The organism is Prosthecobacter fusiformis (assembly GCF_004364345.1).
GTDB classification, from domain to species: Bacteria; Verrucomicrobiota; Verrucomicrobiia; order Verrucomicrobiales; family Verrucomicrobiaceae; genus Prosthecobacter; species Prosthecobacter fusiformis.
The window spans coordinates 205,066-222,274 of record NZ_SOCA01000008.1 but is presented as its reverse complement, the minus strand read 5'-3'; the positions used below and the strand labels follow the sequence as shown (position 1 = coordinate 222,274).

The window sequence follows — 17,209 nt, the reverse complement described above, 5'->3', positions numbered from 1 at the left end:
GATCATCGCCAGGTGTCTGCGGAGAGGCTTTCGATGAGCCGGTCCAGCGCATCCAGTGAGGGGGTGAAGTCCTTTTCGTGCTGTTTAATCCAATTCTCGGCAGCAGTGGAATACGCCTCGAAATTTCGGGTCAACTCCTCATACCTCTGGGCGCTGTAGCCCAGGTGCTCCGCCTCCAGGGCATCGGAAGGCAGGCCCGGACAATCTAAGGGAAAGGTGGCGATGATCTGGCAGGAATCATCATCAGACAGGCCGACAAACAGGTAATGCAACATGCCGCGACGCACCAGGTCTGCCTCGATAGTCCACTGGCACATCAGGCGATAACCATACCCGCCTTGGAATCGCACCTTCTTTTTCAGCGCCAGAAATGAAAGGCCTCCATCCACAAAAGCAGGGGTGATAGAGTTTGGCAGACCCGAGTCCATAGCGATCAGAGACTGCCGGAACTTACGGCGGGTTTCGGCGGCTTTTGCTGAGTCGGCGGCTCCCGTCTCCAGGATGGTTGCCCAGCCATCGGCCTGATGGATGAGGATCTGTGGAGCGACGGAATCGGACCCGGCATTCTGTTTGTCAAAGCTTTGTCCTTTGATCACCAAAGCCGGGAAACGGATGGCCCAGTGCTGCGGCCGGTTTTCATAACCTGGCTTCAGTGTATAACGGGCATTCTCCTGAAAGCTCTTCCAGTCCACAGCAGAATAGAGCGGATGTGAGGGGACCTCTTCCACAAGGGCAGAGTCCGCCCACGGAGCGGGAGCTTTGACGCTGAATGTACCTGCGGAGAGGGTTTTAATCTCGGGCGCAGTGACTTGCGCACCAAGCTGGCCGCTGGTCTGGAGCAGCATCAGGATCAGCGGCAGGACGGTGTGGGAGATGTGCAGGCTCATGGTTGGATTTTTTCAGGTGCCACCTCCGTGAGGTCTTCGAGTTCGGCATCAGGTGGCAATGGCCGCGCTCGCCAATAGGCTGCCAGGAGAGCGCCGAGGACATTTTGCATCAGGGCGCTGAAGACGGCGGGCACAGCAGCCAGCGGGTGCACTGCAAAGTGTTTCTTTGCCAGCATGGCGGCCATGCCACCGTTTTGCATCCCCACCTCGATGGAGACCGTGCGGGCGATCACATCGGAATAGCCGAAAACTTTGGACACGACATAACCAAGGATGAAACCTAAAAGATGAAGGACCAGCACGGCGATGCTCAGCTTGCCCGCATAGGCAACCATGGAATCTGCGCTCTGTGCCACAATGCCACCGGTGATGCCGCAGATGGCGATCACCGAGAGAACAGGCCCTGTCCATGAGATGCGGGCGACAGTCTTTGGAAACTTCCAGTTCAGGAAGACACCGACGATCACCGGGATCACCACCGCCTGCAGGGTGGTGAGGCAAAGTCCCAGCGCATCCACTGGCACGTAAGTGCCGATGAGCATTTCACACCACAGCGGCGTCATGATAAAAGCCAGCATTGTGGAAACGAGCGTGATGACCACAGACAGCGCCACATTGGCCCCGGCCAGATAAGTGATGACATTGGATGCCGTGCCGCCCGGACACGCAGCTACGAGGATGAGGCCAATGGCGGCCCCCGTCTCCAGGCTCAAGGCATGGGAAATCCCCCAGCCCAGCAGGGGCATGATGGTGTACTGGGCCAGGAAACCGAGCATGAGACTGCCGGGCATCTTCAGCAGGTTTTGAAAATCCGTGGCGGTGAGCGTGAGTCCCATGCCAAGCATCACCGTGGTGAGTGCCCAGATGATCCACTGCCCGGAGAACCAAGCCATGGTCTGTGGCCAGAGAAAGGCCATGACAGCCGTGCCGATGAGCCAGAAAGGATAAAGGCTGGTGAAGCGATTGATGAGAGCGTGCATAGAAATGGGCGGAACTCAGGGAAGGGGAGGCAGCTTGGCGCTGTAGTGCACTGCGCGATGGCGGTTATCGTCATAGGCGAAGTGCAGCCACTGCTTGTCAGCGCTGACAAATCCATCCGGGTAGTTCAGTCGGCCCTTCGGACCATCGGCGGATTCCTGCACCAGCACACGGCGGTAGGGCCAGGTCTTCATGCCGTCAAAACTGATCCACAGTGCCAGCGGGCTGCGGTGGAGCGGATTCGGATTGTGCAGCATGGCTACGGCATCTCCGCCCAGGGGATAAAGCGTGGCCTTGCTACCTGGATTGGGAATGTCCGTGTGCGAGGCAAATTCCGGCCAGGTTTTGCCTCCGTCCTTGGACTCGGCATAATAAAGCACCCCGCCCAGTTTATCAGCACGGATGATCATGCCAATGCGGCCATCGCTCAGCTCCACGATGTTGTTTTCCGCCCAGCCAAAGTAGCGGTCGTTTTCAGTGAGGCGGATGTTGCCATGCTCGCTCCAGGTCTTGCCACCATCACTGCTGATGATCACGCCATTGCGGGGATTGGTAAACGCGCGGTCCAGGGGTTCCTTGCCCTGCTCAACTTCGGGCCCGATGTAGTGCTGAAAGGGAATCATCATCCGGCCATCCTGGGTGATGATGTGATTGCGCATGAAAGTGCGGTTTTGCAGCCGACCCGGGATAGGCTCAGGCTTGGACCAAGTTTTGCAATTGTCATCGCTGTGGATGAACCAGGACCGCCAGTCATTGGCCCAGTGTTTGGAATGAGTGGAAAGCAGTGCGGTGCAGCGGCCATCCTTGATGATGAGTTCGGTCACACATTGGCCGATGGTTTTGCCCTCGCGCGGCAGGCCGACTTTCACCGTTTCCAGCGGTGTCCAGCTTTGACCCTGATCCTTGCTGAAAGTGATGCCGGTGTAGTTCAGCGGAGATGGCTCCGTATCACCGCCTGCCAGGATCATCAGCGCCCAGGAGCCATCGGGAAGCTGGCGCAGGGTGGTGTCGCACACCATTTTGTTAGGCGTGAATCCCTCGTAGGGCACGCTGGTGCGGTCCTGGGCGGCGTCTTCGAGTGCCTGCTTTTGCCAGTCGGCAGGCTGCGCCTGGAGGGCATGGCCAAGCATGGCTGTGAGGATAAGGGTGCGGAGTTTCATAGGCGGTTGGGTAAGGTCTAAACGTGCCGCATCCGGGTAATCCTCAGGTCGTAGAGGGTTAGATTGTGTTATGTTAACATCGCGGCAGGGATAAAATCCCGTCAGCCAGTCCTCAAGCGCCGCTTGCCACAGGCGGAAAGGGATTCCAATGTCAGGCCCCCATGCCCAAGTACATTGTCACCATCGGTCTTGAAGTTCACGCGCAACTGACCACGCAGAGCAAGATGTTCTGCGCCTGCCCGGTCATGGTGGGATCCGAGCCGAATACGAATACCTGCCCCACGTGCCTGGGGCTGCCGGGCGCACTGCCGGTATTGAATGAGGCGGCCATCGAAAAGACCATCCTCACCGGGATGATGCTGGGCTGCACCACCCCGCCGGTGGTGAGCTGGGACCGCAAGAACTACTTCTACCCGGACATGCCAAAGAACTACCAGATCACCCAGATGCCCTTTCCTCTCTGCCTGGGCGGCGGCGTGCCTCTGTATGATCTGGCGTACCCAAAGGATGCCCAAAAGAGCATCGCCAATCCAGGCAAGGTGGTGAAGCTCACCCGCATCCATTTGGAAGAGGATGTGGGCAAAAGCACCCATCATGACAAGTTCACCACCATTGACTTCAATCGTGCCGGCACGCCGCTGATGGAAATCGTCAGCGAGCCGGACCTCGATAGCGCCGAGGAAGTCGTCGCCTATCTGACCAGCCTGCGTCAGATCCTGATCTATGGCGGAGTGTCCGATGCCGACATGGAAAAAGGCAACATGCGTTGCGATGTAAACATCAGTGTAAGGCCGGAAGGCCAGACGGAATTGGGCACGAAAATTGAGCTGAAAAACCTGAATTCCATCTCTGCCATTCGCCGCGCCATCAAGTATGAGACAGGGCGCCAGATTGAATGTCTGGAGACTGGGGTAGCCTTGGTGCAGAGCACCCGCCGCTGGCTGGATGATGAAGGTATTACCGATGACATGCGCAGCAAGGAAGACGCGCACGATTACCGCTATTTCCCGGACCCAGATCTGATCCCTTTGCGCACGGAGGCGTTCATTGCCCGCGTCCGCCCCCAGGTCCCAGAGCTGCCGCATGAGAAACGCGCCCGCTTTGAAGCCGACTACGGTTGCAGCGCCTATGACGCGAGCGTGCTGGCCAGTGATAAAGCCCTGGCCGGCTACTATGAAGCCGCAGTTTCTGCAGATACCAAAGTGCCTGCTAAAAAAGTGGCCAACTGGGTCATCAATGACCTGCTAGGCTTGATGAAAGACAGCGAGGAGGGCATCTCGGCCTGCCCGGTGAAACCGGAAGCCCTGAGCGAGCTGGTGGCTACCGTGGAATCCGGCAAGATCAGTAACAATCAGGCCAAAGAAGTCTTTGCTGAAATGTTCGCCACTGGTCAGACCGCAGGCCCAATCATCAAGGCCAAAGGTTTCGAGCAGGTCAGCGATACCGGTGCCCTGGAGGCCATTGTGGAGCAAATCCTGGCAGCGAATCCAGACAAGGTGGCCGAGGTCAAGGGTGGCAATGATAAGGCCATGAACTGGTTCACCGGACAAGCCATGAAAGCCAGCCAGGGCAAAGGCAACCCGAAGATCTTGACTGAAATCGTGCGCAGCAAGATCCTGGGATAACGCGGTATAGAATTCCCTCAGGGCGGCTTCCCGCATTAAAACAAAAAGGCACGAGGTGTGATCCTCGTGCCTTTTTGGTTAGTTCATTCAGCGGCTCAATTCATGTGGAATAGAGCCGCTAGGATCGTTGCCTTATGGGGTTACGGTATAGCTTTCACTTCCACCTTGCCGCCCAGGATTGGCACCGTGGTGATTTTCTCGGGTGCCACAGCCGGGCGCTTTGGCAGGGTGAAGAAGCCGACACCGATCTGGGTGTCCGTCTCGTCGTTGATCAGGATGCCCTGGTAAGTGACTTTCCTCACCAGCTTCTTGTCGCCGCCCAGCAGCAGATCCGGGTCAGACAGGCTGAAGCTTCCTGTGAAGAGACCCGTGCTGGCGGTGACGGAGGCGAGCTTCGTCAGCGTGGTGGAAGTCGTATCTTGGGTGATCTTGTTGCTGGTGCTGATGGTGACCGTGACGTTTGGAGAAATGACGGTGTCGGAGAGGTCACCATAGAGGAATTCCACGTCCACGTTGGGGGTGGTGGAGGGATTTGGCAGACCAAAGACAGGGTTTGTGCCCTCAGGCTTCACATAAGCTGAGCCGATAGCTTCCAAGGCCACAGGTGTAGCAACGGGAGTATCCGCAAAACCAAAGCCTGCGATGTAGGTGCGGGTCTTGGCTTTGATATCATTCGGGCGCACCCAGGTCAGGGCACCCGTCAGGGTATTGTCTGTCGGAACGACGTCGTCGCTTCCCTTGTTCACCAGCAGGGTTCCCATGAGGGAACCTTTGAGGGGTGTATACATGGACTGGTAAAGCACCACATTGCCATCCACGCCGATGAAGGAAGCTCCTGTGACCTTGTCACCATCCGCTGTGCGGCCGGCGAAGGTCAGCTTGCCGTCTTTGGCCGCTTTGAACGAAGCATAGCTCCATCCCTGCGGTACAATTTCTTCGGAAGCTTCACCTATGAGAGGCGAGGCAGAAGGAAGGCGCATGCCAAAGGTGTAATAGGTCTCATACTTGGGGCCTTCAATCGTATCCACTTTGCGCCAGCCTGTAATGAGGGCATCTGAAGAGCCATCCGTGACCTTGGTGTTGGCGGTGAATACGCCTGCATCACGGTCGATTTCAAACGTCAGAGCGAGAAACGCTGGCAAGCCGGAAGAGGCTGCGGGTTTTAGCTGAAAGGTCGCCGTCGGGTCTTTGTCTTCTGCATCCAGAAACACATTCACAGCCCCTTTGATGGACAGCTTGGTCGCACCCAGAGTCAGGCTGCCACTGTAGGCACCTGTTTTCGTGACGGTGAGATCCAGGCGGCCACCCAGGTCGCGATTCACGGCGGTATTGCGAGCCACCGTACCAATATAGATGCCTTCCAGATTCGTCGGATAAGCTTCGACGATGATGTTATCCGTCGTGGTCGATTGCTCAAGAGTGCTCACGATGCTGTTCTTAGCGGTGAGTGTGATCGTGTATCCTTCCGGTGGGGATGCCTTGGTCGGGCGGCCAGTGATCAGACCTGTCTTCGTATCCAGTTTCAGTCCTGAAGGCAGGCCTTTGGCGGAATAAGTGAGAGCTGCTCTCGATGCATCAGGGTCGATGGCGATCTGGTAGCTGTATTCACCACCGACGATGCCGTCTGGCATGTTCTGACTCTCAATCAGTGCTGGCTGGGTAAAGACATTCAATTGGGTCGTTCCGCCCTGGCGCTCATCGCCACTAGGATTGGAAACGAGACAGAAGTAACTGGCAGTGTCTGTGGAAGCCAGATTTTTGAGGGTCATGGTCTTGGTGGCAGCACCGGTGATGCGCGCATCGACCACCTGTGTGAGGTCCGTCGCAGCAAGCTCACCATCTCTCTGACGCATCCAGCGATACTTCAGCAGATTGCCTGCGGCCGTGACCTTGAAGGTGGCCGTTTTTGTCAGCCCAGCGACGATAACCAAAGGTGGGGTATTATCCTGCACCACTCCCAGTTCAGCACTATTGCTGATGGATGTGAGAAGGGCACCTTTCACAGAGAGGTTATAAGAACCCGCATCCTTGATGGTAGCCGCAGGGATAGTGTATGTCGTAAACAGAGGGCTAACTCCGCTAGGCACAGCTCCGGGACCCGTGAGCTTGGTGCTGACTTTTCTCCACTGACCCACCAGAGTATCTGTGGGGACGGAGTTGAACACGACGGCACTAAAGTTGACCGGTTCATTCACGTTCACCATCTTCGATTGAGGATGGCCGACGAAGAAAGGATCTTTCTCTCCGTTAGCTTCCAGGTTGATCACGAAAGGATTTTCATCCAAATCATTGCTCAAGATGGATAGAGTCGCCTGGCGCAAACCGCCCTCTTTCGGGGTGAATTTCACTTTCACCGTGGTGAAGCCGTCCTTGCTTACGGAGGTGGCTGCCGCAGGAGATACGAAAGTGAATTCAGAGGCATTCACACCGCTGATGAGCGGTTTCACATTCAGCAGGCGGTTCACGCCCACATTTTTGATCGTGAAACTCTTGGTGATGGTTTCGATCTTAAACTCAGCCGAACCTAAATTGACAGTATCATTGAGGGCCAGGGGAACTAAAGGCGCATCCTCATACACGACTTCAATCTCAGTGCTGGTCTGCGCGATCCGGAGTTCATTGCCTTCTTCTGCGCTGGAGGCCGCATAAACGAGCTTGCCCTGATAGCCCATGAAGCCTGTGGGATAAGAGGAGGCGGAAAGTGGCGCCAAGTCTTCCAACAAGTTCGTGCCCGCGACAGTGCCGTCAGAATACCAAGCCTCACGTCCGTCTTTGCCATTGTCGGCAGAGAAAATGAGCAGACCGTCCACATTCTTCATTCCCTGGATGTTGGCATCCGCAGTTCCTGGACCGATCTCCTTGAGCATAAAGGTGCCTGTAGCGCTACCATTGGAGACCCAAAGCTCACGGCCCGTCGCTGCTGTAGTGGCAGTGAAGAAAAGCAACCCACCCACTTCCGTCAGATTCTCTGGGCTGGAACTGGTTATGCCTGGAGCGATTTCCTTGACGATTTTCGTATCTGCCCGATTACCGTTGCTGCGCCACAACTCACGACCTGTCCCTGAGTTCTCGGCGGAGAAATAAAGAACATTGTTTGCGACGGTCAGATCACGCGGGAATGAACTTCCACTAGCGGTGACGATGTCAATGCACTGCGTGCCCAGATTGGTGCCGTTACTTTTCCATAGATCATTGCCTCTAAAAGGATGTGTCGCTGCAAAGTACATTTGCTGATTCGCTCCAGTCCCATAAACAGTCAGGTATTGGGGGGAACTTGGACCTGTGTTATCAGTGGTTAAAGCATTGGCAGTAACGATCGGCACCGTGGGATTCGCGATACTGCGCAGACGGCGAGTGTTTCCACTGCCAGTGGCTACAAAATAAATGCTATCCCGGCATTTGACGAATTGGTTTGGATCAGAGCCGGTGGTGCCAGTGCCAATTTCGGCAATCATTGTAGCCGGGCCATTACTCTGCACCTTCCAAGGTTCTGCGCCGGTATCCTTGTTCCAAGCGGAAAAATAGAGCACACCATCAATGCTGGTCAGATGCTGAGGCCTGCTGCTTTGGTCCGCAGGGGCTGGCAGGCTGCTGATTTCAATTCCATCATTATTAGTGACCACTTCAGTTCCTTCTGAGGTGCCGTCCGTTCTCCAGACTTCCCGGTTATTAGTGCCTGCACCTGTGGGGACGTTGGCGATGAAGAAAAGGGTTTCTCCCGCAGGTGTAAAGGAGTCTGGGCTGGATCCATTAACCCCGGTCCGGATGTCCTTCACTCTTTCAGTCGTTGTGCCGTTTGTTTTCCACAATTCCTGGCCAGATGTGCCATCTGTTGCGGAAAAGAAGACATTGTCACCAAACTTGGTCATTCCGGTTGGGAAGGAACTCGCGTTGCCTACTTGAAAATCTTTGACCATCGTGGCGGAATCAATGCCGTTGGTCACCCAAAGCTGCGCACCATTGATCAAAAAGTAAACGGAGTCTCCGATGACGGTAAATTCGGTCGCCACACTATTATCCTCAAACTGTGCCAGGGGTAAGCTGATTGGAGTACTGAGGGTGGTTTCATCCGGATTGCAAAAGTAAAGCCCGAGGACACCATTTTCATCGAATGCAGTAAATACCAGCGTGTCAGTCCCTAGGGCTGTCAAATTACCAGGATCGGTGCCGGGCAGGGAGTCGGCGACGATGGCAGTGTTCTGATCCCCTGTCCCACCTGGAGTACCGTTGCTGACGTAGAGCGCACGACCCTCGCCATTGTCCGCTGTAAAGTAGAGTCTGTTACCCACCACAGTCAGCTCCTGCGGGGATGAGCCCGTTGTCGTTGTTCCAATTTCCCGCAGGATATCAAAAGTACTTGTCCCTGTATTCAGGCGGCGCACTTCCAGATTGTTCGCGGTATTGGCTGCTACGGCGAAAAGATAGGAGGTTCCTCCCACACTCATGACAGTGAGGGATCTAGTCTGGGCGTTTCCATCTGGAGATGGATCAGTCACCAAAGTGGTCGTGGTCATCCCCGGACCACTCGTTTTCCAGAGTTTCCGGCTGTCTTCACCGACAAAATAAATCTGACCATCAAAAGCTGTTAGTTCAGCGTCAGCAGTGGATTCCAGACCATCTGGGAAAAGAAGAGAACCTGTCCCAGGGGTAGAATCTGCATACAATGTTGGGACGAAACTGGAATCCATGCTCCACAGCTCGCGGTGATTTGCGGCGGTATAGGCAGTGAAATAAAGGAGGGTATTCCCCTGATTGAAAAAATTGTTTGGGTTAGAATTGCCTCCTCCTGGGCTGATGTTGGTATTCAGCTTGGTACCCGAGACAGTTCCGTCGGATTCCCACAGTTCACTGCCATTGTTGCCGTCGTAGCCTTCAAAGAACAGCCTGCCATTGAAGGCGGTGAAGTTGCGGGGGGAAAATCCTTCTTCAAAGGTTTTGAGAAGCATCGTGGAAGCTCTATCTCCACGAGTTACCCACAAGCTGCGTATCCCAGAATTACCGGACGCATCCAGAGCGGTGAAAAAAACAAGATTACCTGAAGATTTCTCGACGATAGTCAGGTCCAGGGGTTCAGAATTGCCGGGGCCTGGAACGATATCCAAGATTAGAGAGGTGCCTTCTTCTGTGCCGTCACTACGCCAGATCTCGGAGCCGCTAAGGGGATCGTCAATGGCAAGAATCAGAATATCACCTGTGGTGGTGGTAAGCTTTATTGCTGATTTAGCGGAGGCATTGGGTGAGGGAGCCCCCGTATTGATATCACTGACCAGGGATGAAATCTGGCCCATGCTCGGTAGTGCTGTGAGCCAAAGAAGGGCCGCTGTGGTTATAGCGGACGAAAAGGGGGTTTTCATGAGTTGTAAAGACAGAGTATTGACACGGCCATTCGAAAGCAATGCTAAAATATGAAGATTTTTCGAATCGGGCGAGATGCGATATTGTAGGGATCAGACTGATTTATCCGGCAAATGCTCAACCTCAGTCTCTTTCCTTGCCCGGCTGGATATTTTCGTCCATAAACCCGGCCCCTATTTTATGAGCCGTACGTACAAACTCGCAGTCCTCCCTGGTGATGGCATTGGCCCTGAAGTCATGGCTGAGGCCATTCAAGTCCTCGACACCCTGGCTTCCAAGTCTGATTTTTCATTCCAGTATGATCATCAGCTCGTCGGAGGAGCGGCCATTGATGCAGTGGGCAAAGCCCTGCCTGCTGAAACCGTCGCTGCGTGTGAATCCAGCGATGCCATTCTCTTTGGCTCCGTGGGTGGCCCTAAATGGGAAAAGCTGCCGCCCAATGAGCAGCCTGAGCGCGGAGCCTTGCTGCCACTGCGCAAGCACTTCGGCCTTTTTGCCAATTTGCGTCCTGGTCTTTGCTATCCAGCCCTGACGGCTTCCTCCCCCATCCGTCCTGACCTGGTGGAAGGCGGCTTTGATGTCCTTTGCGTTCGTGAACTCACTGGCGGCCTTTATTTTGGTCAGCCGAAAAGCCGCACCACTCTTCCAGATGGTGACATTGAGGTGATCGACACCATGGTTTATAAGAAGAGCGAGATCGAGCGTATCGGCCACGTCGCCTTCAAGGCAGCCCAGCTTCGCCGCAAGCATGTGACCTCCGTGGACAAGGCCAACGTGCTGACCAACAGCGTCCTCTGGCGTGAAACGATGCTGGAGATCGCTAAGGATTATCCAGACGTCACCCTGGCTCATCTGTATGTGGACAATGCAGCCATGCAGCTCATCAAGGCTCCGCGCAGTTTTGACGTGATGGTCACTGAAAATCTTTTTGGCGATATCCTCAGTGATGAGATGGCCATGATCTGCGGCAGCCTGGGCATGCTGGCCAGTGCCAGCCTCGGTAAGCCTAAAGGTGACGGCCTTTACTTCGGCCTCTTTGAGCCGAGCGGCGGCACCGCCCCGGACATCGCCGGCATGGGCATCGCCAACCCCATCGCGCAGATCCTCTCCGCCGCCCTGCTGCTGCGTTTCTCCCTCGGCCTGGAAAAAGAAGCCGTGACCATCGAGAACGCCGTTCGCAAAGTCATCGAAGATGGCCTGCGCACTGGAGATATCTACACCGGCGTGGAAGGCACCCGCAAGGTAGGCACGCGTGAAATGGGCAATGCGATCGTGGCTGCTCTCTGAGTCTCACGGATTCAGGTTGCAGCCGGTGCATGATGCGCTCCATCATGCACCCATGACTGATTGGGAAAGCTGCTATGTAGAAGGTAACACACCTTGGGACAAGGGGGCGCCATCGCCCCCCTTGTCCGCTTGGGTGAAAAAAAATCATCCTCAGGGCCGGGCGGTGGTGCCGGGAAGCGGCATCGGGCATGATGTCGTCATGCTGGTGGAATCCGGCCTTGATGCCGTGGGCGTGGACCTTTCCCCAACCGCCATTCAGCGGGCGCGTGCCAGGCATCCGGCTCATGCGGACAGATTTCATGAAGTAGACCTTTTTGCGCTGCCTGCGGATTGGAGGGGCAGCTTTGACCATGTGTTTGAGCACACCTGTCTGTGTGCCCTGCCACCCAGCCTGCGGCAGGCATACGCTGAAGCGGTGCACGGTCTGCTGAAACCGAGTGGCGTACTGGTGGGCATTTGGTTCATCAATCCTGAGATGGACCCTGGGGAATCCGGCCCGCCTTTTGGCATTTCAACAGCGGAGCTCGATCTCCTCTTTCCCTCCTCCCAATGGCAAGTGCTGGAAGATTTCGTCCCGGCCACCGCTTATGATGGACGCGAAGGGCGTGAACGGCTGCGGGTGCTGCGTAAAATCCCATGAACCCCGAAGCCGTTATTTTTGCTGACGAAGAAGTGGTTAGGCCGACCCATGTGGAGGTGGACCTGGACTGCCTGGCGGGGAATCTGGCCGCCATCAGGGCACATGTCGGCCCGGCTCGCGTGATGGCCATCCTGAAAGCCAATGCTTATGGACATGGGCTGGTGCCGGTGGCTCAGCTCATGGTCAGGCAGGGGGCGGATTATCTAGGCGTCGCCTTTTTGGAGGAGGGTATCCTGCTGCGACGCGCGGGTATCCGCATACCTATTCTGGTTCTTGGCGGCATCGCCGGGGAGCAAATACCCCTGTTTCTGCGGCATGATCTCACCCTCACGGCCCCATCGGTAGAAAAGCTGCGGCTTATTGATGAGGCGGCTGCTGCGCTGGGCATGCAAGCGCGGGTGCATCTGAAAGTGGATACCGGCATGGAGCGCATCGGCATCCATTATTACAATGCGCATCTGCTGCTGGAGGCTTCGCTGACCTGCCATCATGTCCAGGTGGAGGGCATCTATTCCCATTTTGCCAATGCCGATGCCGCAGACCTGGCGCATGCGCGGCTGCAACTTCAGCGTTTCCATGAAGTGTTGGAGTTTTATCCAAAGCGCGGTCTGCCCATGCCCATGCGCCACATGGCCAACAGTGCCGGCATACTTCAGCTTCCCGAAAGTCATTTGGATCTCGTGCGCCCCGGCATTCTTTTATATGGAGTTTATCCTGCGGCGGACTGCATCCGCAGTGTGCCCGTCCAGGCCGCGCTCACTTGGAAAAGCCGCGTCGCCTATTTTAAGGTAGTGCAGCCTGGGCATCCGGTGAGTTATGGCTCCACCTGGCAGAGTGACCGCCCAGTCCGGGTCATCACCATTCCTGTTGGCTATGGGGACGGCTATTTCCGCGCACTCTCCAACAAAGCGGAAGTCATCGTGCGCGGTGTCCGGCATCCCGTGGTCGGTCGGGTATGCATGGATCAGATGATGGTAAACCTGGATCAAGGCACCGCCTACAATGGCGATGAAGTCATCCTCCTGGGGGCTGGTCCGGGCGGTGGAATATCCGCCGATGAGCTCGCCTCCTGGGCGGGTACCATTCCATACGAAGTGCTGACCAATATCAACACTCGCGTGCCTCGCCTTTATCGCGGTGAGGCTTGAAGCTGACTGCATCCCAATAAAAACGCCGACCATGTCAGGCATGGTCGGCGTGTCATTAAACAGGGGATGGGGGCAAAAAATTAGCGCCAGCTCACAATGTCATCCTTGGTGAATTCCGTACGGTCAGGACCGAAGCTGTAAATGGCCGTTGTCTGGCCCAGGAACTCAGGAGCCTGGCTGGAGATCGTCTGGTCTGCATTGCTCTTGTCCGGATTCTGCACCCGATTGTCATAATTGGTATCCAGAGCGATTTTATAGGGCAGCCCCCAGTTGTCCACGAGCTGGACGGGTGTACCGTCATTGCTGCCACCGCTGGGATCCACGATGCCAAACTGGTTGTTCTTCGCCAGCGGCAGATCCAAGAATTTAATCTGCTTGGGATTCATGTTGGTGCTCGCTCCAGAGGTATCCACATTGGACATGAGGATGTTGATCGTTTGCTCCGAATTGCCATCGGTAAGGAATGGATCGAGATCCGATTCACCACCGGCGGAGCTCGCATCAATGGGGTACCGATTATACTCCGTGCGGTAATGGCCGATGGCCACTTGGATGTCCTTCATGGTGGTTTTGATCTTCAGCACTTGTGCTTTCAGCATGACTGAGTTGATCGCAGGAACGGCCAGAGAGACCAGGATGGCGATGATGACGATGACGACGAGCAGCTCAATGAGCGTGAAGCCACGGCGGGCCAGGGCGATGATTGGGGGGGATGTTTTCATGGAATGAAAAGAGGTGGGTTGGGGGTCTTCGGACATCATTCGTGATCAGGCATGAGCGCAGCCGAATGATGATTTTATGTTAAATCAAAAACGCGCCTCCACGTCAATACGCGATCACCGGATCCTTTGTCTTTCAGCACTCCGGCGTGTTACGTTTGGCGTTATGCCGCATGCTGTATGGGGCCTGCTTGGATCGCCTCTCCAACTTTTGATTGTCAACTAATGCTTGCATCCTATAATCGAAAGACAATTATCGGCGCTCAGTCCCACTTAACATAACCAACAAGCACCGATCAGAACAACAACCTCTATGGCAAAAACAGCGAGCAAAGGCAGCAAGGCAGTGAAATACGTTTATTCCTTCGGAGCAGGAAAAGCGGATGGAGATGGCTCCATGAAACCCCTGCTTGGAGGCAAAGGTGCCAACCTCGCCGAGATGAGCCGCATCGGCCTGCCAGTGCCTCCCGGATTCACCGTCACGACAGAAGTCTGCACTTATTTCTACGACCACAAGCGCACCTATCCGGTGGAGCTTCAGAAGCAGATGGAAGCAGGCATCACCGCCATGGAGAAAATCATGGGCGCGAAATTTGGTGATGCTAAAGGCATGCCACTCCTCGTCGCTGTGCGCTCCGGTGCACGTGACTCCATGCCCGGCATGATGGACACCATTCTGAACCTGGGTCTGAATGACCAGACCGTTCTTTCCCTCGCTTCCGTCACGAAGAATGAGCGTTTCGCTTGGGATTGCTATCGCCGTTTCATCCAGATGTATGGTGACGTCGTCCTCGGCGTGCAGAAGCGCGAAGGCGAAGACCATGAGCCCTTCGAGACCGTCATCGAAGAATACAAGCACAAGGTTTATCACAAAGACATCATCGACAGCGACCTCACCGCCGCTGACCAGCAGGAACTCGTCCGCCTCTTCAAGGAGCTCGTCAAAGAGCGCACGGGCAAGGTGTTCCCAAACAACCCATGGGATCAGCTTCGCGGTGCCGCTGGCGCTGTGTTCGGTTCCTGGATGAATGACCGCGCGATCGTTTATCGCCGCAAATACGGCATCCCTGCTGAGTGGGGTACTGCCGTCAACGTGCAGGCCATGGTTTATGGCAACACGGGCGACGATTCCGGTTCCGGCGTGGCCTTCACCCGTAACCCAGCCAATGGCGTGGACGAATTCTACGGTGAGTTCCTCATCAATGCCCAGGGTGAAGACGTCGTCGCCGGCGTGCGCACTCCTGAGCCTGTGCTGAAGCTGAAGGAAGTCATGCCGAAGTCCTACGCTGAATTGCTGAAGGTCCGTGCGACCCTCGAGAAGCATTTCAAAGACGTTCAGGATGTCGAGTTCACCATCCAGCAGGGCAAGCTGTTCATGCTTCAGACTCGTAACGGAAAGCGCACCGCCGCTGCCGCTCTGAAGTTCTCCATCGACATGGTGAAGGAAAAACTCATCGACTGGGAAACCGCAGTTCTGCGCAACCCTGCCGACCAGCTCGACCAGCTCCTGGCTCCGATCTTCGACGTCGCCGACGTCAAGAAAGCCACCGCTATCGCCACCGGTCTGCCAGCCGGCCCTGGTGCCGCTTCCGGCAAGATCTACCTCAATGCTGACCGCGCCGTCATCGCTGAGCAGAAGGGTGAAAAAGTCCTCCTCGTCCGTAACGAAACCAGCCCTGAAGATCTTCGCGGCATGATCGCTGCTGAAGGCATCCTCACCGCCAAAGGTGGTGTCTCTTCTCACGCCGCCCTCGTGGCCCGTCAGATGGGCAAGGTTTGCATCTGCGGCGCTTCTGCACTGGACATCGACTATGACAAAAAGACCGTCACAGTTTCAGGCCAGACTTTCAGCGAAGGCGATTTCCTCTCCATTGATGGCACCAGCGGTATCGTTTACGGCGGCCAGCTCAAGACCGCCCCTTCTGAAATCATCAGCGGCATGATCGGTGGCGATACCGCCGCTCAGGCCACGGAGAAATTCAAGAGCTTCAACCAGCTCATGAAATGGTGCTCCCAGGCCACACGCCTGCAGGTCCGCACAAACGCTGACAATCCGGAGCAGACCCAGAACGCCATCGCATTCGGCGCTCAGGGCATCGGCCTCACCCGCACAGAGCACATGTTCTTTGAAGGTGACCGCATTGACGCCGTCCGTGAGATGATCCTGGCTGAAACTGTGGAAGCCCGCAAGGCTGCCCTCGGCAAGATCCTTCCTTACCAGCGTGAAGACTTCATCGGCATCTTTGAAGCCCTCAAAGGCCTGCCTGCCACCATCCGTCTGCTTGACCCACCGCTTCATGAGTTCGTTCCTCATGACGAGAAGTCCCAGTCTGAACTCGCCAAGAAGCTCGGCATCACCACGGAGAAAGTCATCTCCCGCGTCAATGCTCTTCATGAGTTCAACCCGATGCTCGGTCACCGCGGTTGCCGTCTTGGCATCGCCTACCCGGAAATCACAGAGACTCAGGCCCGCGCCATCTTTGAAGCCGCTGCTGAAGTGCAGAAAAAAGGCATCAAGGTGAAGCCAGAGGTCATGATCCCTCTCGTTGGTTTCAAGAAGGAACTCGACCTCCAGGTCTCCATTGTGCATGAAGTGGCTGCCCAGGTGCAGAAAGAGCAGAAGGTGAAGCTGAGCTACAGCGTCGGCACCATGATCGAAGTGCCACGTGGCGCTCTGACCGCTGACGAAATCGCCCAGACCGCTGAATTCTTCAGCTTCGGCACAAATGACCTCACTCAGACCGCTCTCGGCATCAGCCGTGATGACATGGGCAATTTCTTGCTTCCATACACGGAGAATGAGATCTTCAAGAAGAACCCCTTTGCCAGCCTCGACCAGACCGGTGTCGGCCAGCTCGTCAAGATCGCCATTGAAAAAGGTCGTGCCACACGTCCTGACATCAAGCTCGGCATCTGCGGTGAGCATGGCGGTGATCCGGACAGCGTGAAGTTCTTCCACTCCGTCGGGCTCAATTACGTCAGCTGCAGTCCTTTCCGTGTCCCGGTCGCCCGCCTTGCTGCTGCGCAGGCTGCGATTGAGGAAAAGCGCGCCACCGCCAAGGCTGGTGCCCCAACGAATGTCCGTAGTGGCAGCTCTGCTGCTCCTGCGGCAAAACAAACAAACAAAGCAACCAACAACAACAAAAGGAACACTAATATGGCTAAGAAAGCTGCAAAGAAAGCCGCCGCCAAAAAGGCCGCCGCTCCTGCTAAGAAGGCCGCTGCCCCTGCTAAGAAGGCCGCTCCTGCCAAGAAGGCAGCAGCTCCTGCTAAGAAGGCTGCCGCTCCTGCCAAAAAGGCCGCTGCCCCAGCTAAGAAGGCTGCCGCACCTGCCAAAAAGGCTGCCCCTGCAAAGAAGGCCGCTAAGAAGGCTGCGAAGAAGAAGTAATCCTGGCGCGTCTCTCTGAGGC

10 protein-coding genes are annotated in these 17,209 nt (G+C 55.9%); 5 read left to right on the top strand and 5 right to left on the bottom strand.

The features are described 5' to 3' along the window. Positions 1-2: 2 nt before the first annotated feature. The 3 genes from EI77_RS18200 to EI77_RS18190 are packed head-to-tail and all read right to left on the bottom strand — an operon-like array spanning position 3 to position 3,025. Complete coding sequence (locus EI77_RS18200; protein ID WP_133796721.1) at positions 3-887, bottom strand: hypothetical protein; 885 nt, start codon at positions 885-887, stop codon at positions 3-5. Beyond that, positions 884-1,867, bottom strand: a complete 984-nt coding sequence (locus tag EI77_RS18195; protein ID WP_133796720.1) for a bile acid:sodium symporter family protein — start codon at positions 1,865-1,867, stop codon at positions 884-886. Before EI77_RS18195 ends, EI77_RS18200 begins: the two co-directional genes overlap by 4 nt. A 15-nt stretch (positions 1,868-1,882) precedes the next feature. Further along, complete coding sequence (locus tag EI77_RS18190; RefSeq protein WP_133796719.1) at positions 1,883-3,025, bottom strand: sialidase family protein; 1,143 nt, start codon at positions 3,023-3,025, stop codon at positions 1,883-1,885. Positions 3,026-3,186: 161 nt separating this feature from the next. Between EI77_RS18190 and gatB the strand changes: the two genes are divergently transcribed. Further along, entirely contained in the window at positions 3,187-4,650 is a 1,464-nt protein-coding gene (gene gatB, locus EI77_RS18185; protein WP_133796718.1) for an Asp-tRNA(Asn)/Glu-tRNA(Gln) amidotransferase subunit GatB, read from the top strand. A 140-nt stretch (positions 4,651-4,790) separates the two neighbouring features. Here gatB and EI77_RS18180 read toward each other — a convergent pair whose 3' ends face one another. Beyond that, positions 4,791-10,004 carry a putative Ig domain-containing protein gene (locus tag EI77_RS18180; RefSeq protein WP_133796717.1) on the bottom strand — a complete coding sequence of 1,738 codons (5,214 nt, stop codon included), beginning with the start codon at positions 10,002-10,004 and terminating at the stop codon, positions 4,791-4,793. Positions 10,005-10,185: 181 nt separating this feature from the next. On the opposite strand from EI77_RS18180, the gene leuB reads away from it, so the two are divergent. The 3 genes from leuB to alr are packed head-to-tail and all read left to right on the top strand — an operon-like array spanning position 10,186 to position 13,080. Continuing rightward, complete coding sequence (leuB, locus tag EI77_RS18175; protein ID WP_133796716.1) at positions 10,186-11,292, top strand: 3-isopropylmalate dehydrogenase; 1,107 nt, start codon at positions 10,186-10,188, stop codon at positions 11,290-11,292. Then, positions 11,270-11,932, top strand: a complete 663-nt coding sequence (locus EI77_RS18170; RefSeq protein WP_133796715.1) for a methyltransferase — start codon at positions 11,270-11,272, stop codon at positions 11,930-11,932. Before leuB ends, EI77_RS18170 begins: the two co-directional genes overlap by 23 nt. Continuing rightward, a complete protein-coding gene (gene alr, locus EI77_RS18165) occupies positions 11,929-13,080 on the top strand; it encodes an alanine racemase (protein WP_133796714.1) in 1,152 nt (383 codons plus the stop codon). The genes EI77_RS18170 and alr overlap by 4 nt, the downstream gene beginning before the upstream one ends. 80 nt (positions 13,081-13,160) lie before the next feature. On the opposite strand, the gene EI77_RS18160 is transcribed toward alr, so the two are convergent. Next, positions 13,161-13,802, bottom strand: a complete 642-nt coding sequence (locus tag EI77_RS18160; RefSeq protein ID WP_133796713.1) for a type II secretion system protein — start codon at positions 13,800-13,802, stop codon at positions 13,161-13,163. Positions 13,803-14,112: 310 nt separating this feature from the next. Here EI77_RS18160 and ppdK point away from each other — a divergent pair, with 310 nt between their 5' ends. Beyond that, positions 14,113-17,187, top strand: coding sequence for a pyruvate, phosphate dikinase (gene ppdK / locus EI77_RS18155; RefSeq protein ID WP_133796712.1), 3,075 nt, complete (start codon positions 14,113-14,115; stop codon positions 17,185-17,187). Positions 17,188-17,209: the final 22 nt, after the last annotated feature.